We start from the raw sequence: 18294 nt of genomic DNA, 5'->3' as shown, positions 1-18294 counted from the left end.
CCACTGACCCAAAGCTCGAATGGCGGCAATGCAACCGCGATTGGCTACACCTATGATCCGGCAGCTGCTGATCTGGACTTCTTACGTGCGGGTCAAACTCTGACCATCACCTATCAAGTGAAAGTGAACGATGGTTTAGCGGACAGCGCCACGCAGGATGTAACCTTTACCATCACTGGCACCAATGACACACCCACCATTACCTTTAACCAAGGCAGTGGTAGCGCGATTGTTTCAGAAGAAGCTCTCAGCAATGCACAAATTGATAATGTCCTTCTGAATCACCCTACAAACCCTGACCCTGCCGATGCCGCAGGCAATCCAAAAACCGCACAGGGCAGCTTTACTGTTGGCGATCCAGATACTGGCGATACGCTCAGCGTTGCACTGTTAGATCCGGGTGTATTGGCTCCGGCCTTTACATCAGGCGGTGTCCCTGTGCAATGGGCAGTCAGCGCTGATAAATATACATTGACCGGTTTTGTTGGTAGCAACACACCTGCCAATACAGTCATCACCATCAATATTGCGCTTGATGCATCAACGCCACTCATTGCCAATGACTGGAAATACACCGTCGAATTATTCAAACCAATTGACCATGCTCTCAATAGCTATGAAGACGTGCGCAGCTTTAATGTTGGCATCAAAGTCACTGATAATAATACGGCCTCTAGCACCGCCAATTTGGCCATCAGCATTGAAGACGATATGCCTGTCGCCAAAGACATCAGCTTAAGCAGTGCTAGTCAAGCCATGCAAACCAATCTGCAGCTCACCATCGATGTTTCGGGCAGTATGTCTGGTGATAGATTGACCTTAACCATCGCCGCGCTCAATACGCTAATCGATAAATACGATGCGCTGGGCGATGTAAGAGTGATGCTAGTACCGTTCTCAACTGATTCCTACGTCATGGGAACCAATACTTGGCTTAATGTTGCTGCCGCTAAAGATCTGATTAGCAGCCTCAGCGCCAATGGTTCAACAGACTATGATAAAGCCTTGGCGCAAGTTACCGCACATTACAACGATGCGGGCAAACTCAGCGGTAGCGGCGTGCAAAACATCAGCTACTTCCTATCTGATGGCGCGCCCAACAATGGTGGAGGTATTACAGCAGGAACCGAAACCAACAATTGGCAAAACTTTGTTGATGTTAATAACATCAACTCCTTCGCCTTTGGTATTGGTGCAGGCAGCAGTTTGACCGCCCTGCAACCGATTGATTACAACGGTGCAGTGACACCCAATAGCGATACACGCGGCGCAAAACAAATCACTGATGCCAGCACGCTAAGCGCAGAGCTCGCAGCGACCGTCAAACCCGTACTCAACATTAACTTACTGGATGGCGGCGGATTTGGTGCCGATGGCGGGCATATTGCCAGCATCACGGTGGACGGTGTGGTCTACAGCTTTGGTGGCGCAACAGTAAGCAATGCCACCTATAGCTACAATAGCGTTAGCCATCTGCTGACAGTGAATACCAAAGTCGGTGACTCAGGCGCCTTTAATGGCGGCGTGCTCAGCATCGACCTCGACACTGGGCTTGGCACTTACACTGGCCCTGTTGTGACCAGCGGATCAATGACTGAAAGCCTGCCCTTCACACTGGTCGATAACGATGGCGATACGGTCAGTAAAACACTCAGCCTCACCATCACCCAACCCGTCGATACGGCGAACCAAAAAATCGATGGTGACAGTAGCGTAAATACGCTGAATGGCGGCGCTGGGCACGACAGGCTAGATGGCAAAGGCGACAACGACACACTAAATGGCGGCGCTGGCGACGATGTTCTGTACGGCGGTGACGGTGTTGATACGCTCAACGGTGGCCTTGGCAATGACATCTTCCACGGCGGCAAAGGCAATGACATCCTGAACGGTGATGGCGGAATGGATGTGTTTGCATTCTCCAAAGCCGCAGACAATGGCCTTGATACGATCAATAACTTCACCGTTTCTGCGAAAGTCGGCGGCGTTGTCACAGGCGATGTACTCGACATCACCGATCTACTCAGCGGTGCAAACGTATCTGAAGCGACGTTCTACAGTGGTACTAACGAGGGCACTTTCCTCAAATTAGTCCACAGTGGCAGCGACACTCAAGTCTGGTTTGATGCGGATGGCACAGGTAGCGGCGCAGCGGTCCAAGTCGCCACACTCACTGGCGTAGGCACTGATCCAACGACTTTGCTCAACACGCTACTGGCCAATGGTGAAATTCAAACGCACCATTAAGCCGAGCCCAAGAAAAATACCCAGCAGATGCTGGGTATTTTTATGTCTAAAAATAAACAAGGTATTGCCACCCAGCTCTTTTTAAATAAAGCCTAGTATAAAATACCCATGCAATCAGCGCTCCCGCATCGCTTCATCTCGCGCTTTCACAATCGGCTTCATTAGATATTGCATCACGGTTTTTTTGCCAGTGCGTATATGTACCGTAGACAGCATGCCGGGAATAATCGCGAGCGGACGTTGATCGTCACCCAGATGATTAGTTTGCGTGCGAACTCGAACTAAATAGAAGCTTTCTTTTTTCGCTTCATCGGTCACCGAGTCGGCGGTGATCGTTTCCACGTCGGCGACTAAGCCGCCATAAATCGAAAAATCATAGGCGGAAAATTTCACCATCGCCTGCTGCCCTGGCCGCAAAAAACCAATATCGGAAGGACGAACTTTTGCCTCGATCAGTAGATTGTCTTCGAGTGGCACAATCTCCATCACGTCCATTCCAGGCTGCAATACACCACCTACGGTATTGACTTTAATCAGTTTCACCACGCCATCGAGTGGCGCGCGTATCGTCGTTCGATCAAAGCGATCACTGAGTGCGACCGTCGTTGCGGCGGTTGCATCCAGCTCAGCTTTCACTAGAGATAATTCGTTGCCCGCATCCGCGCGTGCTTTGGCATAAACGCCCGCAACTTTGCCATTGGTTTCTGCTAGGCTACTTTGCAGCCGTGGAATTGATAGTCGAGCTTCGTTGATCTCCCCTTTCAAATCGCTAATTTGTCGCTGCAAATGCATAAAATCGATTTGCGAAATGACGTTTTTTTCGGCTAAAGGTTTACTCATCACGTATTCTTCATTCGCGAGCTTTAAGCCTGCTTCTAGTTTGGCAACTTTCGCCCGCATACCTTCAATTTCATGGCCACGCTGCGCGGCTTCACTTTGCAAAATCGCCACCGAAGATTCAAGCTCGCGTTTGCGCGAGGCAAACAGTAGCCGCTCAGCTTCAACCACCTGCGGATTGCTTTTTACTAATTCGGCGGGAGGCTCAAATGCCGTGCCATTAGCTTCGGCGCTCAAACGCACCATTTTAGCAGTCAACGCATCGTGTTTAACCGTGCTTTCACCCAATGAAGATGAGAATCGCTTCTCATCTAGCTTCATCAATACCTGTCCTTTTTTCACGATTTGCCCGACTTTAACGGGAATTTGAGCAACGATACCGCCCTCTAAATTTTGTATGACTTGAATTTGACTGGATGGAATCACTTTACCTTCGGCCACCGTAACTTGATCAATTTCGGCAAAAACGGCCCAGATAATCAATACCAGCATTAAAGTTAAGCTGGCATAGAGCACGGCATTGGCAAGTAAAGTCGACTCACCATAAATTGCTGCGGCACCATCACTCAGAAAGTGTAAATCGGCACGTTTTATTTTTTTATTTGCTAGCATGGAGCTTTCCTCCGGCCAGCATCGTCAGTACATCGGCTTTGGGGCCATCAGCAATCAAGCGCCCACCATCCAAAACCATTAATCGATCGACCAAAGTCAGCATCGACATGCGATGCGTAATCAAGAGCAAAGTGTGATTGTGATTGAGGCGGCTGGCAAAACGTTGTTTAAATTGTTCTTCACTGCGGTTATCTAAAGCACTCGAAACTTCGTCAAACACATAAATCGGTGGATTAAGTAATAAAGCCCGCGCAATCGCAATGGTTTGTTTTTGGCCGCCCGACAAACCCGCGCCGCGCTCGCCAACAGGCATATCAAAGCCTTTCGGATGGCGATTTACAAACTCGCTGACCCCTGATATTTCCGCAGCCTCGAGCATCACCGCATCATCCACATAGGGCGCAGAGAGCACGATATTGTCTTTGACTGAACCAAAAAATAAGAACACATCTTCCGGCACATAGCCAATATTGTGCCGCAGCTGCGCCGGATCAATTTGACGTAAATCCACGCCATCTACCCACACGGCACCGATGCTGGGCACTTGAAAACCGAGGATCATTTTTTCTATCGTGCTTTTCCCCGAACCAATCCGGCCAATAATGCCGACCCGCTCACCGGGCGAGATATGAAATGAAATATTATCCAGCGCCAAAACATCTTCGCCCGGATAAGAAAAACTGACATTTCTAAATTCAATCTCACCGCGAAAATCATTTCGATGCACAAAATCCTGCCCAGCTGGGCGCTCAATCGGCAATTCCATCACCTGCTCCATGCCTTTCAGTCCTGCACGTGCTTGGTGATAGCGACTAATCAAACTCGCCACTTGTGAGAAAGGCGTTAAAGTTCGTCCCAACAGCAGATTGCACGCAATCAATCCGCCGACCGATAACTCATGCAAGCCGATCAAATACACGCCGCCCACCACCATCGCCACCGTAGCAAACTGCTGCAAAAATCCAGCTTGAATCACAATCAGCGAAGAGAGACCACGTGAGCGCACGGCTAAAGCGCCAAATTCGCCGATGATTTTTTCCCAGCGCCGCTGCGCGCTGCTTTCAGCGGTACTGGCTTTTAATGTGTCGATGCCACCCAAAGTTTCAATTAAGCTGGCTTGCTTTTGCGCTGAAACCCGAAAACTTTGCTGAATAATTTCACCCAGAGGCCGCTGCAAAATCAAACTAAAGATCACAATCAATGGAATACAAATCAAGGGTACCAATACTAGCCAGCCGCCCACCCAATAAATCACTAATAAAAACAGCACCACGAAGGGAATATCCACGATGACGGTGATCGTGGCAGAGGTAATGAAATCGCGAAAACCTTCAAATTCTTGAAAATGACTCACCATCGCACCGACCGATGCTGGGCGAGAAGCGACTTTTAAGCCCAATACATGCTCAAAAATTTGTGCGGATAACATCACGTCGATGCGTTTCCCCGCCAAATCGATGTAATACGCGCGCAGCGCTTTAATCAGAAAATCAAAAATCAGCAGCAGCGTGACGCCAATCGCCAACACCCACAAAGTGTCATAAATCTGATTGGGCACCACGCGGTCATACACATTCATCGTGAACAGCGGCAAAGCCAACGCGAATAAATTAATCAAGCACGCTGCGAGTAATACATGCCCATACATCGGATAACAGAGCTGCAAACTACTCCAGAACCAATGCTGCGCTTTCGGCACATGTGCTTTATGCGTGCGAGCATCAAACTGAAAGCTTGGTTTCACAAAAATCACAAAACCACAGAACAAAGATTCAAGCCGTTCAGATTCAATCTCTTGCACGCCGCCCGAGGATTCGGCTTCTAAAATACGCCAACGCGAACCATGACGCTCAATCGCGACACAGGCCCCGCCATCTTTTAGCAAAATGACGATAGGCAAAGCTAGCTCAGGAATATCGTCCAACTGGCGGCGTTGCAAGCGGGCATTGAGCCCCGCTCTTGCTGCTGCGCGTGAAAACAACACGGCACTGAGCCGATTGCCGATGAGGGGCAAGCCACTGGTCAGCGTCTGCGCAGAAAAAGGTCGGTGGTAATAACGGGTGAGTTGAATCAGGCAGGTGGTGAGTGGATCATTCGGTACAAAAGCCTCATGGGGCATCGCCGATTCATGAGGGACAGACTCTGAGGAATTGGTATTCACATCATGATCCCGTAAAAAGACGATTCAGAAAAAGAGGGGCAATGCCCCTCTGTATTCGCTTACTCCGGTAATATCGTGCCAGCTAAAGGTTCGACCCCTAGAGTTTTAAGTAATTGATTGCCATCGGCCAGCAATCTAAACCGAGCGCGTAATTCATCCATTTTGCCATTAGCTAAATCACGACTCGCAGTAAAGTATTCATTTTCACCATCCAATAAATCGAGCAGTGAGCGTTGACCCAAAGAAAATTGCTTACTGTATTCATCACGCGCTAATTTGCTCGATTCTGCATATTTAGTTAACTCTGGAATTCGCTCGCTGGCAATCGTCATTGAGTTCCACGATAAGCTAGCATTCTGTCTGACTTGTCGTTCTACGCGCCGTGCAAGCTCTTGCGCGGCATACGATAGCTCGGTCGTTTCAGCCACACGCTGTTTATCCGCGCCACTTTTGAATGAGTAATGCACTCGTAACATCCCATACGCACGAGTGGTGCTTTCTACTGTCGTGCCATCCAAGGCGTTATAGTATGAAGCGCCTGCCTCTAAATTAACGCGTGGAAACATTTGTGATTTGGCAATACCCAATTGCGCCTGTGCACCTTCAACATCAGCCTTGGCCGCTTGCAATATACGGTTATTAGCAACAGCCCAATCACCGACTTCATTTGCGCTCGTTGGCAGCGCCATCGGCGCTTCGGGGAGCAATAAATCGCGAGGCTCAGCCCCTACATAGCGCATGTAGGCAATTTGGGCTTCATTAAGCGCTGATTGCGCGGCAGCTAAATTGGCTTTAGCCAATGCAACCCGCGCATTGATTTGCTCATCGTCCGATTTTCGACCAAAACCACCGGAGGTTCTTAATTTCACCTGCTCTGCCGTGCTTTCATGCGCAGCCAGATTAGCTTGCGTCAGCTTCATCACGTCTTGCGCAAGTAACACATTCAAATACGCCTCGGTGGTACGCAATGCGGTATCTTCCGAAGTGCTAGCGAGTCGATGGGCTGCGCCCAATTGCCGTGCGCGTTGCCGTGCCACTTCACTGGCGACCCCTTGGCCATCAAATAACATCTGCACCAATTGAGCTTCGGCATCTTGCCGGTTGTAGCTTTTACCCGAGCCAAACGCGTTGCGCGTAGCGAGGTCTTTTAAATATTCACGACCTGCACCAGCAGACATATCGATTTGTGGGAAATAGCCCGCTTTGGCTTGCTCAACTGCATAATTGCTGGCTTTGCGATTGGCTGATTCAATCAGAATATCAGGGCTATTTTGCAATAATCCTTCAACGACGGTCGGCAGTGGCTCTGCATAGAGCATGGATGAAAAAGCCGCCAACATCGCAGCAAACAAATAATGTTTATTCATTCTATGAAACTCCTATGTCGAACAACTCCCTGCACAACCTATTTCTTGACATCTTTCTGGCTGTCTTATTACGATACTAAAGACCATGCCGACATAAAGAACAAGCATTTCCGCGACCGACGGTCGCTGTAATTAAACTTACAGCCAAGAAAAAAGCCACTTGAAGATCCAAGTGGCTTTTTTAAATTTACAAGCTTATTTTTTATTTAACTTTGCATCTTTATAGTATTTCGAACCAACGACTGTTGCTTCGGCAACAAGACCTGCATCGGTCAGCTCATAAAGATAAACGCCTTTCCCCAAATATTTCGCACCGGATATTGCCTTGCCTTTCGTGTCGGTTTTGGCCGCTGCGGCGGCTTCAGCCGTACCTGTCCAACCTTTATTTACGAATTGCTCATAAGCTGCTTGCGTAGAGAACACAAACACTTGTCGTGTATCTTTAACCCCAACGCCAAGGCCAGCCTTGCCCTGCACCATCTTCATATACGTTTGCTTATCACCCGAAATGGCCAAACCATCGCCAGCGCCAGCACCCAATAGCAAAACTTGCACGCCACCCGTTTTAAACACGGCATAACCCGGCGCTTTTGCAATGTGCTCCTTAGCTTCTGGGTTGAGCTGATAAATTTTGCTGAGCGTTTCTTGCACATGCTTTTGAATCGCTGCACGTTGCTGCTCAGGGGTTTCTTTAACTTGATTCGTCGTCGATTGGCCTTTTGGGCCTTCTTGCGCCAGCGCAAATGGACTTGCAGCAAGAATGAAAGCAAATGCAGAAACAATCAATTTTGTACGCATAATCAATAACCCCTAAGGTTTTGTCTTCAAAGACAGAACACTAGGTATAACAGCAATGCAAAACGTAAGCGATGTAATTAATAATTAAATTATTATGGGACTTGCTTAATAATTCTGTAAAAATAATCAAGCGACGCTGCGCGGCTAGAAAACCTAAGCTTTAGCCCCTATCGCCACCATAAAGTCGCTAACAATCCAGCCAATAACAACGCAATCAATCCCAACCATAAATTGCGTTTTTTCTGCTCCCACATCAGGCCTTTATAACCCGCAAGCAACAACTCAGTGTGGTTTTGATTGAGTACTTCATTGAGTTTACGTGGCAAAGTCGGCAGCAGTGTCGCCCACTGCGGCGCTTCGTGCTTCAACGTATTGATCAGGCCGCGCCAACCGATTTGCTCATTCATCCAGCGTTGCAAAAACGGCATCGCGGTTTGCCACAGATCCAAATCAGGATCAAGCTGCCGCCCTAGCCCTTCGATATTCAGCAAAGTTTTTTGCAACAATACCAACTGCGGCTGAATTTCAACATTGAAACGGCGTGAAGTTTCAAACAAACGCAGCAACACAAAACCAAAAGAAATTTGGCTCAGCGGCTTATTAAAGAAGGGTTCGCACACGGTACGCACAGCCGCTTCCAGCTCTTCCACTCTCGTGTCTTTGGGCACCCAACCGCTTTCAATATGCGCGGTGGCGACACGATGATAATCGCGGTTAAAAAACGCCAAGAAATTGATTGCTAGATACTGCTTATCCGTATCGCTCAGCGTGCCAACAATACCAAAGTCTAGCGCGATATACCTATTGTCTGGGGCAACGAAAATATTGCCCGGATGCATATCAGCGTGGAAAAAACCATGGCGAAAGACTTGGGTAAAAAAGATCTCCACACCAAATTTCGATAGCTTTTTTAAATCCATTCCCGCGGCTTTGAGCTCGGCAATCCGGCCAATCGGAATGCCATCCATCCATTCCATGACCAACACTTCGCGCGCGCAAAAGTCGTAATAGACTTCGGGAACGATCAATTGCTCCGAGTTCAAGAAATTGCGGCGCAATTGGCTGGCGTTCGCTGCCTCGTGCATCATATCCAGCTCGTCGTGCAAGTAACGGTCAAACTCGGCCACTACCTCACGCGGCCGCAAGCGTTTGCCGTCGGCAAACAGCTTTTCCACACAAGCCGCTAGTGTTTTTAATAAAGCTAAATCGCTTTCAATGACCGGCAAAATGCCGGGGCGCAAGACTTTAACAGCGACCGCCTGCCCCGCCTTGCCATTGACCGCATGCAGCCGCGCTCTATGAACTTGCGCGACGGAGGCCGACGCAACTGGAATTGGCTCGAACTCGACAAATAACTCGGCAATCGACTTACCTAGACTTTTCTCGATCTGATTGATGGCGATTTGTGAATCAAATGGCGGCACGTTGTCTTGCAATTGCGCCAATTCGTCCGCGATATCAGTTGGCATCAAATCGCGCCGCGTCGACAACACTTGACCAAATTTAACGAAAATCGGCCCTAGCGATTCGAGTGCCAAACGCAGGCGCACCGCACGCGGCTGATCGAGTTTGCGCCAGAACAGCAAGGTATTGAGTAGCGAACGCAGACCGCGGACGCGCTCGTGGCCGAGCAAAAATTCATCCAAGCCAAAGTGCACCACGACATAGGCAATTTTAATAAAACGGGATAAAGACATCAAAGTTTCCGAAAAAAACCGAGGCACGCGCCGGGTAAACGGCATGGTCGTTTTATATAAAGTGCATTTTAAAAGTAGCGAGCGCCCGTCAGCGCGGAGAGGCCGGAGCGCAGGAACATTTGTACATGAGGATGCCGAGCACCGCCCGAGCCGTGATCACGGAATGCGCAGCACTTTTAAACTCGCTCTAAGCGCTGCAGGCGTTTTTCTAAACGGGCTATATCATCGCGCAGCGCATCGACGTCATCGCAAAATGCAGCGACGTGCTGCTTTTGCGGCAAGATTTTACGTTCATCCCGCATATATTCCACCACCGTCAACGCCATACGTTCGCCCATTTCTTTGGGCGCACTCACCAAGCTAGTTGCCACTCGGCTCACACGATGCGCCAGAATATCGCCCAACAGCAAAGACAAATCTTCCGCCGCATCCCATTGCAAACCCGCCAATACATTGCCTGCTTTGCCTGCTAATTCAGCATCACCACTGATTCGCACCTGCCGCGATGCCGCTTGCCGATCCGCAAAGCGCGTGACAAAAAATCGCGCCGGCATTTGCAAAATCGCTTCTGCTTCGGCGTGCGATTCAGCCAGCAAACCGCTCTCAGTCACCACCAAGGTCGCACTTGCGACCGGCAGCTCCAAACGCAAAGTTCGCCCGCACAGCGCTGCTAATTCCTGCTGCAGCGCCGGTGCTTGTACCAATAAATGATTCAAAATTCCAGCCAGCCACATCGGAAAACCTCATCACAAGCAAGCATTTAAATAGATGTATCTGAATGCAGCGCTTATTAAACAAGCACTACATTCTTATACCTAAGTATTAGAACTTCGTCCCTTTATGCAAAGCCACCACGCCGCCGGTCAAGTTATGAAAATCAGCACGGCCAAATCCGGCGTCTAGCATCATTTGCTTTAGCGTCTCTTGATCTGGATGCATACGAATCGACTCGGCCAGATATTGATAAGAATCGGCGTCATTGGCGACCAATTTGCCCATAAATGGCAGCAATTTGAACGAATAAATATCATAAGCAGGTTTGAGCGGTGCCCAAACTTTTGAGAATTCCAGCACCAATAAACGGCCACCCGGCTTTAATACACGGTGCATTTCTTTGAGCGCTGCGTCTTTATGCGTCATATTGCGCAGACCAAACGCGACCGAGACAATATTGAAATAATTGTCTGGAAACGGTAGTTTTTCAGCATCGCATTGCGCGACGGGCAAAGCAAAACCTTGATCCATCAAGCGATCACGACCAACACCGAGCATCGAGCTATTAATATCCGTCAGCCAAACTTGGCCGGTTTTGCCGACTTTTTTGGCAAATGCTTTGGATAAATCACCCGTGCCGCCCGCGATATCCAGAATTTTGTCACCAGCTTTTGCGCCGCTGGTTTCAATCGTAAAAAACTTCCAAACGCGGTGCAAACCGCCCGACATTAAGTCATTCATCACGTCATATTTTTGCGCGACCGAATGAAAGACTTCGGCAACTTTTTGCGCTTTTTCTGATTCGTTAACGGTTTTAAAACCGAAATGCGTTGCTGGATCTTGTTCGCTCATACAAATCACCTTTTCTTGATTTGAGACTAAATCATAATTAAATACATGGGGTATTTAACTGCAAGGCTCATTCATGAATGGCTACAGAAAAATACCCTTAAAATTATTTCGCTTCGCGTGATGCGCCAGCGGCAGCAATTTGTGCTAAATATTTGGCCCACAATACATCGTAATCACGACCTAATTCGTAGAGGTATTCCCATGAAAACAAGCCAGAATCATGGCCGTCATCAAATACGAGCTTCACCGCATAGTTACCAACTGGCTCAATCGCTTTAATATTCACGCCTGCTTTGCCCACTTGCAGTGTTTCATTGCCCGCACCATGCCCGCGTACTTCGGCAGATGGGCTGGATACGCGCAGGTATTCGCAAGGCAGCTTAAACTGCGCACCATCGGCGTAGGCAATTTCTAGAATTTTGGACATTTGATGCAGCTTGATTTCTGTCGGCTGCGGGGTGGTGGGCAGTAAACCAGCCATGAAAGAGACTCACAAGGGGAATTGCCAACATAATACCCTGCTTTGCACCTGCTTCGCAGCCTCGCCTCGGGAAATGGAGTAGCACAGCCAGAGATTCAAGTCACATTTGTTTACAGCATTTGAAAATATATATCGCAACGCTGTAGACTTGTAATACTAAGTTCACATTAAAGCCTTATTCTCGCAACAAATTTAATTGAACTTTTTCCGCGAGGAACACTCCATGGCCGCAACAATACTATTGGTTGAAGACGAACCAGCGATTCAAGAGCTGATTGCATTTAACCTTTCCCAAGCGGGTCACCACGTGATTCGTGCCGACTCCGCCGAAGCGGCCAGCAGTGTGGTTCGCAATGCTTTACCCGATCTGATTTTATTGGATTGGATGCTTCCGGGCATGACGGGCATTGATTTTGCCAAGAAGCTACGTGCCGACGAGCGCACTCGTGCGATCCCGCTGATCATGCTCACCGCTCGCTCGGATGAACAAGACAAAATAATTGGCCTTGAAACCGGCGCTGATGATTACATCACCAAACCGTTTAGTCCGCGCGAATTGCAAGCGCGGATTAAAGCCGTACTGCGTCGCCGTGCACCACAAGTGACTGATGATCCGGTCGAAATCAAAGGCCTGCGCTTAGATCCAATTACGCATCGCGTATTTGGTAATACCCAGCCGCTCGATTTAGGCCCGACTGAGTTTCGCTTGCTGCACTTTTTTATGACGCATCCAGAACGCGTACATTCACGTGCACACCTCCTCGATCAAGTGTGGGGCGATCATGTGTTTGTTGAAGAACGTACCGTCGACGTGCATATCCGCCGCCTACGCTCGTCACTCGAAGGCACCGGCCACGATAATTTGATTCAAACGATTCGTGGCTCTGGCTATCGTTTATCAGTGAATTAATCCGCTGTAACCCTGCTGGCGCCAAGGCACAGTAGGGAATTTTTTAGCCTCACCAAAGGCCGTTTCATGTTCTGGCTGCGCTCATTTCTGTTTTATTCCATCGTTGCTCTGATCGCGCTCTTTATCGGCGCAATGAGCAATGCCACCATTGGGTTTATTTTTGCCCTTGCCATGCTCGCGATGGCAACAACTTATCATTTAATTAATTTAAATCGCCTCAATACGTGGCTCAAACATCCGAATATGGATACCGTACCCGGCAGCTTTATGCTGTGGCAAGACGTGTTTGACCAACTGTATGAACAAGTTCGTACGCAGAAAAAGTCCAAAGATAGACTTGCCAATACGCTAGATCGTTTCCTATCTGCCGCCGAAGCGCTGCCTGATGGCGTCGTGATTCTAGATGAATTTGATCGCATCGAATGGTGCAATCCGGCCAGCCAAATTCATTTGGGCTTAAACCGTAAAACCGATTCGGGTCAGCAAATCACCAATCTATTGCGCCACCCTGCACTGCGCGAATATTTAAAAGAACAAGATTTCAGCCATCCGGTCACACTGCGAACGATGCGCCCGCAAGAACAAGTGCTGTCAGTACAAATGGTACCGTTTGATTCAACGCGCAAGCTCCTGCTCAGTCGCGATATTACGCAGCTCGACCGCGTACAAACCGTGCATAGAGATTTTGTCGCCAATGTGTCGCACGAATTACGCACTCCGCTCACCGTAGTCGGCGGGTTTATTGAAACGATGATTGATATGCCCGGCATCGATCAAAAAACGCGCGAACAACATATGCAACTCATGTACGAGCAAACGCAGCGTATGCAGCGTTTGGTCGATGATTTGCTCACGCTATCGCGGCTGGAAAATGGCCAGCAGCTTAAAGAAGAAGAAGTCGATATTCCGCAGCTTTTACAATTGCTACGCATCGAAGCGGAAGGCCTATCGCAAGGTCGCCATAGCATTAGCATTGCCGCGATTGATCGCCAGCGCTTAATTGGCAATCACGATGAGCTGCATTCGGCACTGGGTAATTTGGTTTCGAACGCGGTGCGCTACACGCCCGCTGGCGGAAAGATTTCGTTGGCTTGGCAAATGCGCGGCGACGAAGTGTGCTTTATCGTCAAAGACACTGGGATTGGTATCGCGCCTGAACACGTACCGCGGCTAACTGAGCGTTTTTACCGCGTTGATCGTGGCCGTTCGCGCAATACCGGCGGTACGGGTTTGGGATTGGCGATTGTGAAACACATTCTGCACCGCCACCAAGCGATCATGGCTGTGGAATCTCGTCTGGGCGAAGGCACCGAGTTTGCCGTCAAATTCCCAGCGCCACGGATTTTGGAATAAAAGTCAAAATCTGAGGATCACGAAAGACACGAAAGGAAGCAAAGGCAAAAGGCACGAAAAGGTTCGTGATTTTTGATTTATTTTCGTGTTTTTCGTGATCTTGTTTTTGTTGGTAAATCTGCCTCGGAACTCGTGCAGAAAACCGAACTGTTTGTTCAAACACAAACCTGTACTCTTGATGTTGATCCATAATGCCCCAAGATCATTATTACCCACTCACACAGGCGTATGAACTATGAGCAAAATTGCGGCAATTAAACCTTTCGGTCAAAGTATTTGGTTAGACAATCTTTCGCGTGGAATCATTGCTTCGGGCGAGTTGGCAAAAATCCTCGAAGAAGACGCGATTGCAGGTGTGACTTCTAATCCAGCGATTTTCTACAAATCGATCTCTTCTGATCCGCTCTACACGGGCGATCTAGCTGAACTCAAAAAACAAGACCTCACTGCTGAACAACGCTACGAAGCCTTGGTGATTCCAGACATTCAAGCCACTTGCGATTTAACGCGTTCTATCTACGACACGACTAAAGGCGTTGATGGCTATGTGAGCTTGGAAGTTTCACCAACGCTAGCGAACGATGCGCAAGGCACGATCGACAATGCAAAACGTCTTTGGGCTGCAATCAACCGTCCAAACGTCATGATTAAAGTGCCTGCTACACCTGCTGGCGTGATTGCGTTTGAAGAACTGATTACTTCGGGTATCAACGTCAATGTGACTTTGATGTTCAATCTGACCCACGTCGACAATATCCTAACGGCCTACATCCGTGGCCTAGAAGCACGTGCGGCAGCAGGCTTGCCAGTCGATCACGTGCACGCGGTGGCCTCGGTATTCCTGTCACGCGTGGATAGCTTGATCGATCCACAATTGGAAGCCATCGGTACACCGGAAGCATTGGCTTTGCGCGGTAAAGTGGCGCTGTCATTTGTTAAAGTTGCTTACCAACAGCATTACAAACCATTGTTCCACGGCAACCGTTTTGCCGCACTCAAAGCGCTAGGCGCGCATCCACAGCGTCTATTGTGGGCATCGACCGGCACGAAAAACAAAGCCTATAGCGATGTGATGTATGTTGAGCAATTGATCGGACCAGAAACTGTGAATACCGTTCCAGATGCAACATTGGCGCTATTCCGCGACCACGGCCAAGCAGCGGCGACGCTAGAAACTGGCGCTCAAGACGCCGTTGCAACTTTAGTTGCAGTGCGTAATTTGGGCATTAACTACAATCTGGCTGGCGAACAATTGCAGCAAGAAGGCTTGAAACAATTTGATGAAGCCTTTGTGAAATTACTCGACCTCACTAAATAAGCTGCGAACTTGCATGCCCACAACCCCGCCACGAAGGCGGGGTTTTTTATTGCCTTGCTTCAAAAACCACCTAAGCGATGTATATCGCTGCAAGCTAAATAAAATAATGACTAGCGAGCTATACCTTCGATATACAAATCCACGTCATTGATGACACAAATATTTCTCGGTTCTTTCACAATTTTGCAATAATTTAATCAAACTTTCACATTCACCCACAGGAAACCTGCGATAATCTTTGCTGATTTCGAAAGACGAGCTTTTGTAATGCGTAAAATATTAATCGCCAATCCCAAAGGCGGCAGCGGTAAATCCACTCTTTCTACCCATTTAGCGACATGGTTTGCCTGGCAAGACGATGCCGTTATGCTCGGCGACCTAGATAAACAGCACTCCAGCCACCACTGGCTCGATTTGCGCCCCAACACGCTGCCTTTCATTCATCGCTGGGACATCGGCGACGATCTGATTGCACGACCACCCAAAGGGTGTCAGGTCGCGATTCTTGATACGCCAGCCTGCTTTAGCGGCAAAAAACTCAAACACGTCATTAATAAAGTCGATCATGTGATTGTGCCGGTATTGCCGTCAGCATTTGATCTATGGGCTTGCGCTGATTTCTTTACCGAGCTGGCCGAAATGAAAGCCGTGCGCCACGATGACGTGAAAATTGGCGTCGTCGGCATGCGCGTGAATTCGCGTACGCAAGCAGCGCAGCAATTGCCCGAATTTCTGAGTCGCTATGATTTACCTTTGCTGACCAGCTTACGCGACACTCAGCTTTACAATCAAACCATCCAACGCGGCATGACCTTGTTTGATCTGCCCCACTCCAAAACCGAGCGCGACCGCGAAGAATGGCAGCCGCTGATTGATTGGCTGCATGTGCGCTAAAACAACTGTCCACGAAAAACACGAAAGGCACGAAAAAAACCAAAAATTATTCAATTAGCGTTTTAACAGCTTCGATGCTGGTTTTTTCAAGAAACAAAAATCTGTTTCTTGAAAGCAAATAATGCTTTTAGCCCTCTTTCGTGCCTTTCGTGGACCCCATTTTTGACTTTTGTAATCTCGGTAAATAAAAAAACAGCCCGTCATAAAACGGGCTGTTGCTTTGTGGATTGAGATTGCGAATTAATTATTCAGCGCGGCCGCTGGTGACGCGTTCGCGTTTGATTTTCCATTTGCCGCCCTCGCTCACCAATTCCAAGGTTTTTTCGACTACGTCTTGGTAGTTTTGCGAGCTGTAGTTTTGCTTGAACGTCACGTCGGCACGGTCTTTGCTGACATTGGCGCAGCTAAAGTTTTCAAACTTCAGGCTGATATCGCCTTCTTTGTTCACACGAGCACGGCGTTTGGCTTCCCAATCGGCGCGTGTGCGGCCAGCACCCACGTCAAACTGACTGCTGTAAAGCGCTAAATACTCATCGGCTTTCTTGCTAGACCATTGCGTGCGCCAGTTTTCAACAAACTCAGTCACGGTTTTGTCGCACGTTGCAGTGGGCGTAGTGGAAACGGGTGTCGCTGGCGTTGGAGCTAGAGATTCAGCGCTACGCGGTGGGCGCGCTGCTACAGCAGCGGCGCGATCCAGTGGAACGGCCGCGATCAAAGCGCCTGAGCAGCTGATTTTTTCATCTTCGGCCAAATTGTCGCCCAGATCATTGTCGGGCGAGGTGTTTTCGAGCGGCGAAATCTGCAAAGCAGCAAGCAATTCATGCGATTGCATCAACACCCGTGCGTAAGAGAGTTGATGATCGTATTCGGCGCGAACCAAAGCGCGTTTGGCTTCGAAGAGTTCGTTTTCAGTATCGAGCACGTCCAGTAGCGAGCGTTGGCCGATGTCGAATTGTTTACGGAAGGCATCGCGGGCTTTTTCGGTCGACAGCACGTGTTGATCGAGGTATTTGAGTTGTTCTCGCAGGCGATAAGTATCATTCCACGCGATTTGTGTGGTTTGGCGAATATCGCGGCAGGTTTTATCGCGTAGTTCTTGGGCGATATTGAGCAATTCAGCATATTGGCTGGCGCGCGCAGTATCGCTTCCACCGCGGAACAGGTTGTAATTCATGACGAGCTGAATTTTTCCGTCTTTATAGCTGCCGTCGATATTGTCGCGATTGTTGTCATAACCTTGGCTGGCGCGCAATTCAAGTTGCGGATAAAAACTGCTTTTCTTGGTTTGTGCATCAGCACGCGCAGCGCGAATATTGTAAATCGACGCACGGAAGGCCGGATTTTGTGTCATTTGCTCTTTGAGCGTGGCCAAATCTTTCGCGGTTTTTGTCGAAAAGTCCGGTGCATTACTCATTTCGGCGGCGGGCAGTGCGCCAGTCAGGCGCTCATAGCGCGCTGACACATCGTGCAAATTCGATGATTCGGTTAACCAGTTCGATTCGGCCAAAGCCAAACGACCCGATGCGGTTTCCAAATCAACGCGGCGGCCGACACCCGCAGTCACGCGTTCTTGAATTTGATTAAAGGTTTCTTGGTGAATGGCGTAGTTTTCGCTGGCGAGCTGCACCAGCTTGCGATAACGCAGCACATCCAAATACGCATTGGTGGTTTCCAGCGCTGCGGCATCACTGGCGGCGAGTAAATCGTAATAACGGGTGAGTTTGCCATAACCTAGACGGCGCACTTCTTCGGAGGTGGCAAAGCCGTCGAACAACATTTGACGCAATTCCAGCGATACGCCGGGATGGTTAAAAGTGCCGGTATTGGTATTTGGATAATCTTGGCGCTCAACGCCCGCATAGCCTTGCAAATCGATTTTTGGATAATAGTTACCACGCGCAACGTCTTGCTCATTGCCCGCAGCGCGGAAATTGAGCCACTTGGCACGGACTTCGGGATTGCGTAAAACGGTTTGTTCCACGGCATCGCGTAGATTAGATGCGGCAAAAGTGGCCGTGCTACCGCAGGCGAGCAGCAATAGTGCGAGTGGTTT

The 18294-nt window shown here is 49.0% G+C and carries 14 protein-coding genes; 5 read left to right on the top strand and 9 right to left on the bottom strand.

Features of this window, described 5'->3' with window-relative positions; translation table 11 throughout:
* The coding region (locus tag Q320_RS22125) for a type I secretion C-terminal target domain-containing protein (protein WP_027468841.1) at positions 1 to 2247 on the top strand (2247 nt) is incomplete at its 5' end.
* Positions 2248 to 2361: 114 nt separating this feature from the next.
* On the opposite strand, the gene Q320_RS0109755 is transcribed toward Q320_RS22125, so the two are convergent.
* From Q320_RS0109755 to Q320_RS0109720, 8 genes are all read right to left on the bottom strand, one after another.
* Positions 2362 to 3696: an HlyD family type I secretion periplasmic adaptor subunit gene (locus Q320_RS0109755; protein WP_027468840.1), complete on the bottom strand. Its 1335-nt coding sequence runs from the start codon at positions 3694 to 3696 to the stop codon at positions 2362 to 2364.
* Positions 3683 to 5857, bottom strand: coding sequence for a type I secretion system permease/ATPase (locus Q320_RS0109750; RefSeq protein WP_027468839.1), 2175 nt, complete (start codon positions 5855 to 5857; stop codon positions 3683 to 3685). The genes Q320_RS0109755 and Q320_RS0109750 overlap by 14 nt, the downstream gene beginning before the upstream one ends.
* 59 nt (positions 5858 to 5916) lie before the next feature.
* On the bottom strand, positions 5917 to 7224 hold the full coding sequence (locus Q320_RS19370; protein ID WP_035853398.1) for a TolC family outer membrane protein: 1308 nt from the start codon (positions 7222 to 7224) through the stop codon (positions 5917 to 5919).
* 195 nt (positions 7225 to 7419) lie between these two features.
* Positions 7420 to 8022 carry a lipid-binding SYLF domain-containing protein gene (locus tag Q320_RS19365; protein WP_051534644.1) on the bottom strand — a complete coding sequence of 201 codons (603 nt, stop codon included), beginning with the start codon at positions 8020 to 8022 and terminating at the stop codon, positions 7420 to 7422.
* A 167-nt stretch (positions 8023 to 8189) separates the two neighbouring features.
* The gene (gene ubiB, locus Q320_RS0109735; RefSeq protein WP_027468838.1) at positions 8190 to 9719 is read right to left on the bottom strand and encodes a ubiquinone biosynthesis regulatory protein kinase UbiB; all 1530 of its coding nucleotides are present in this window, start codon (positions 9717 to 9719) and stop codon (positions 8190 to 8192) included.
* Between the two features lie 176 nt (positions 9720 to 9895).
* A complete protein-coding gene (locus Q320_RS0109730) occupies positions 9896 to 10453 on the bottom strand; it encodes a ubiquinone biosynthesis accessory factor UbiJ (RefSeq protein WP_027468837.1) in 558 nt (185 codons plus the stop codon).
* Positions 10454 to 10541: 88 nt separating this feature from the next.
* Complete coding sequence (gene ubiE / locus Q320_RS0109725) at positions 10542 to 11285, bottom strand: bifunctional demethylmenaquinone methyltransferase/2-methoxy-6-polyprenyl-1,4-benzoquinol methylase UbiE (protein ID WP_027468836.1); 744 nt, start codon at positions 11283 to 11285, stop codon at positions 10542 to 10544.
* Positions 11286 to 11388: 103 nt separating this feature from the next.
* On the bottom strand, positions 11389 to 11766 hold the full coding sequence (locus Q320_RS0109720) for a gamma-butyrobetaine hydroxylase family protein (RefSeq protein WP_027468835.1): 378 nt from the start codon (positions 11764 to 11766) through the stop codon (positions 11389 to 11391).
* Positions 11767 to 11989: 223 nt separating this feature from the next.
* Here Q320_RS0109720 and phoB point away from each other — a divergent pair, with 223 nt between their 5' ends.
* The 4 genes from phoB (at position 11990) to Q320_RS0109700 (ending at position 16241) form a co-directional block, all read left to right on the top strand.
* A complete protein-coding gene (gene phoB, locus Q320_RS0109715) occupies positions 11990 to 12676 on the top strand; it encodes a phosphate regulon transcriptional regulator PhoB (protein ID WP_027468834.1) in 687 nt (228 codons plus the stop codon).
* A 66-nt stretch (positions 12677 to 12742) separates the two neighbouring features.
* The gene (gene phoR, locus Q320_RS0109710) at positions 12743 to 14029 is read left to right on the top strand and encodes a phosphate regulon sensor histidine kinase PhoR (protein WP_027468833.1); all 1287 of its coding nucleotides are present in this window, start codon (positions 12743 to 12745) and stop codon (positions 14027 to 14029) included.
* A 235-nt stretch (positions 14030 to 14264) separates the two neighbouring features.
* Positions 14265 to 15347 carry a transaldolase gene (tal, locus tag Q320_RS0109705; RefSeq protein WP_027468832.1) on the top strand — a complete coding sequence of 361 codons (1083 nt, stop codon included), beginning with the start codon at positions 14265 to 14267 and terminating at the stop codon, positions 15345 to 15347.
* Between the two features lie 267 nt (positions 15348 to 15614).
* Positions 15615 to 16241: a nucleotide-binding protein gene (locus Q320_RS0109700; RefSeq protein ID WP_027468831.1), complete on the top strand. Its 627-nt coding sequence runs from the start codon at positions 15615 to 15617 to the stop codon at positions 16239 to 16241.
* Between the two features lie 244 nt (positions 16242 to 16485).
* Here the strand turns inward: Q320_RS0109700 and Q320_RS19360 are convergent.
* A partial coding sequence (locus tag Q320_RS19360; protein WP_035853395.1) for a TolC family outer membrane protein occupies positions 16486 to 18294 on the bottom strand: 1809 nt, incomplete at its 5' end.

Origin of the sequence: Deefgea rivuli DSM 18356, from assembly GCF_000620145.1 — a bacterium.
In the GTDB taxonomy this organism is placed as follows: domain Bacteria; phylum Pseudomonadota; class Gammaproteobacteria; order Burkholderiales; family Chitinibacteraceae; genus Deefgea; species Deefgea rivuli.
Note: the sequence above shows the minus strand (reverse complement) of the source record. Positions and strands in the feature narration are given on the sequence as shown.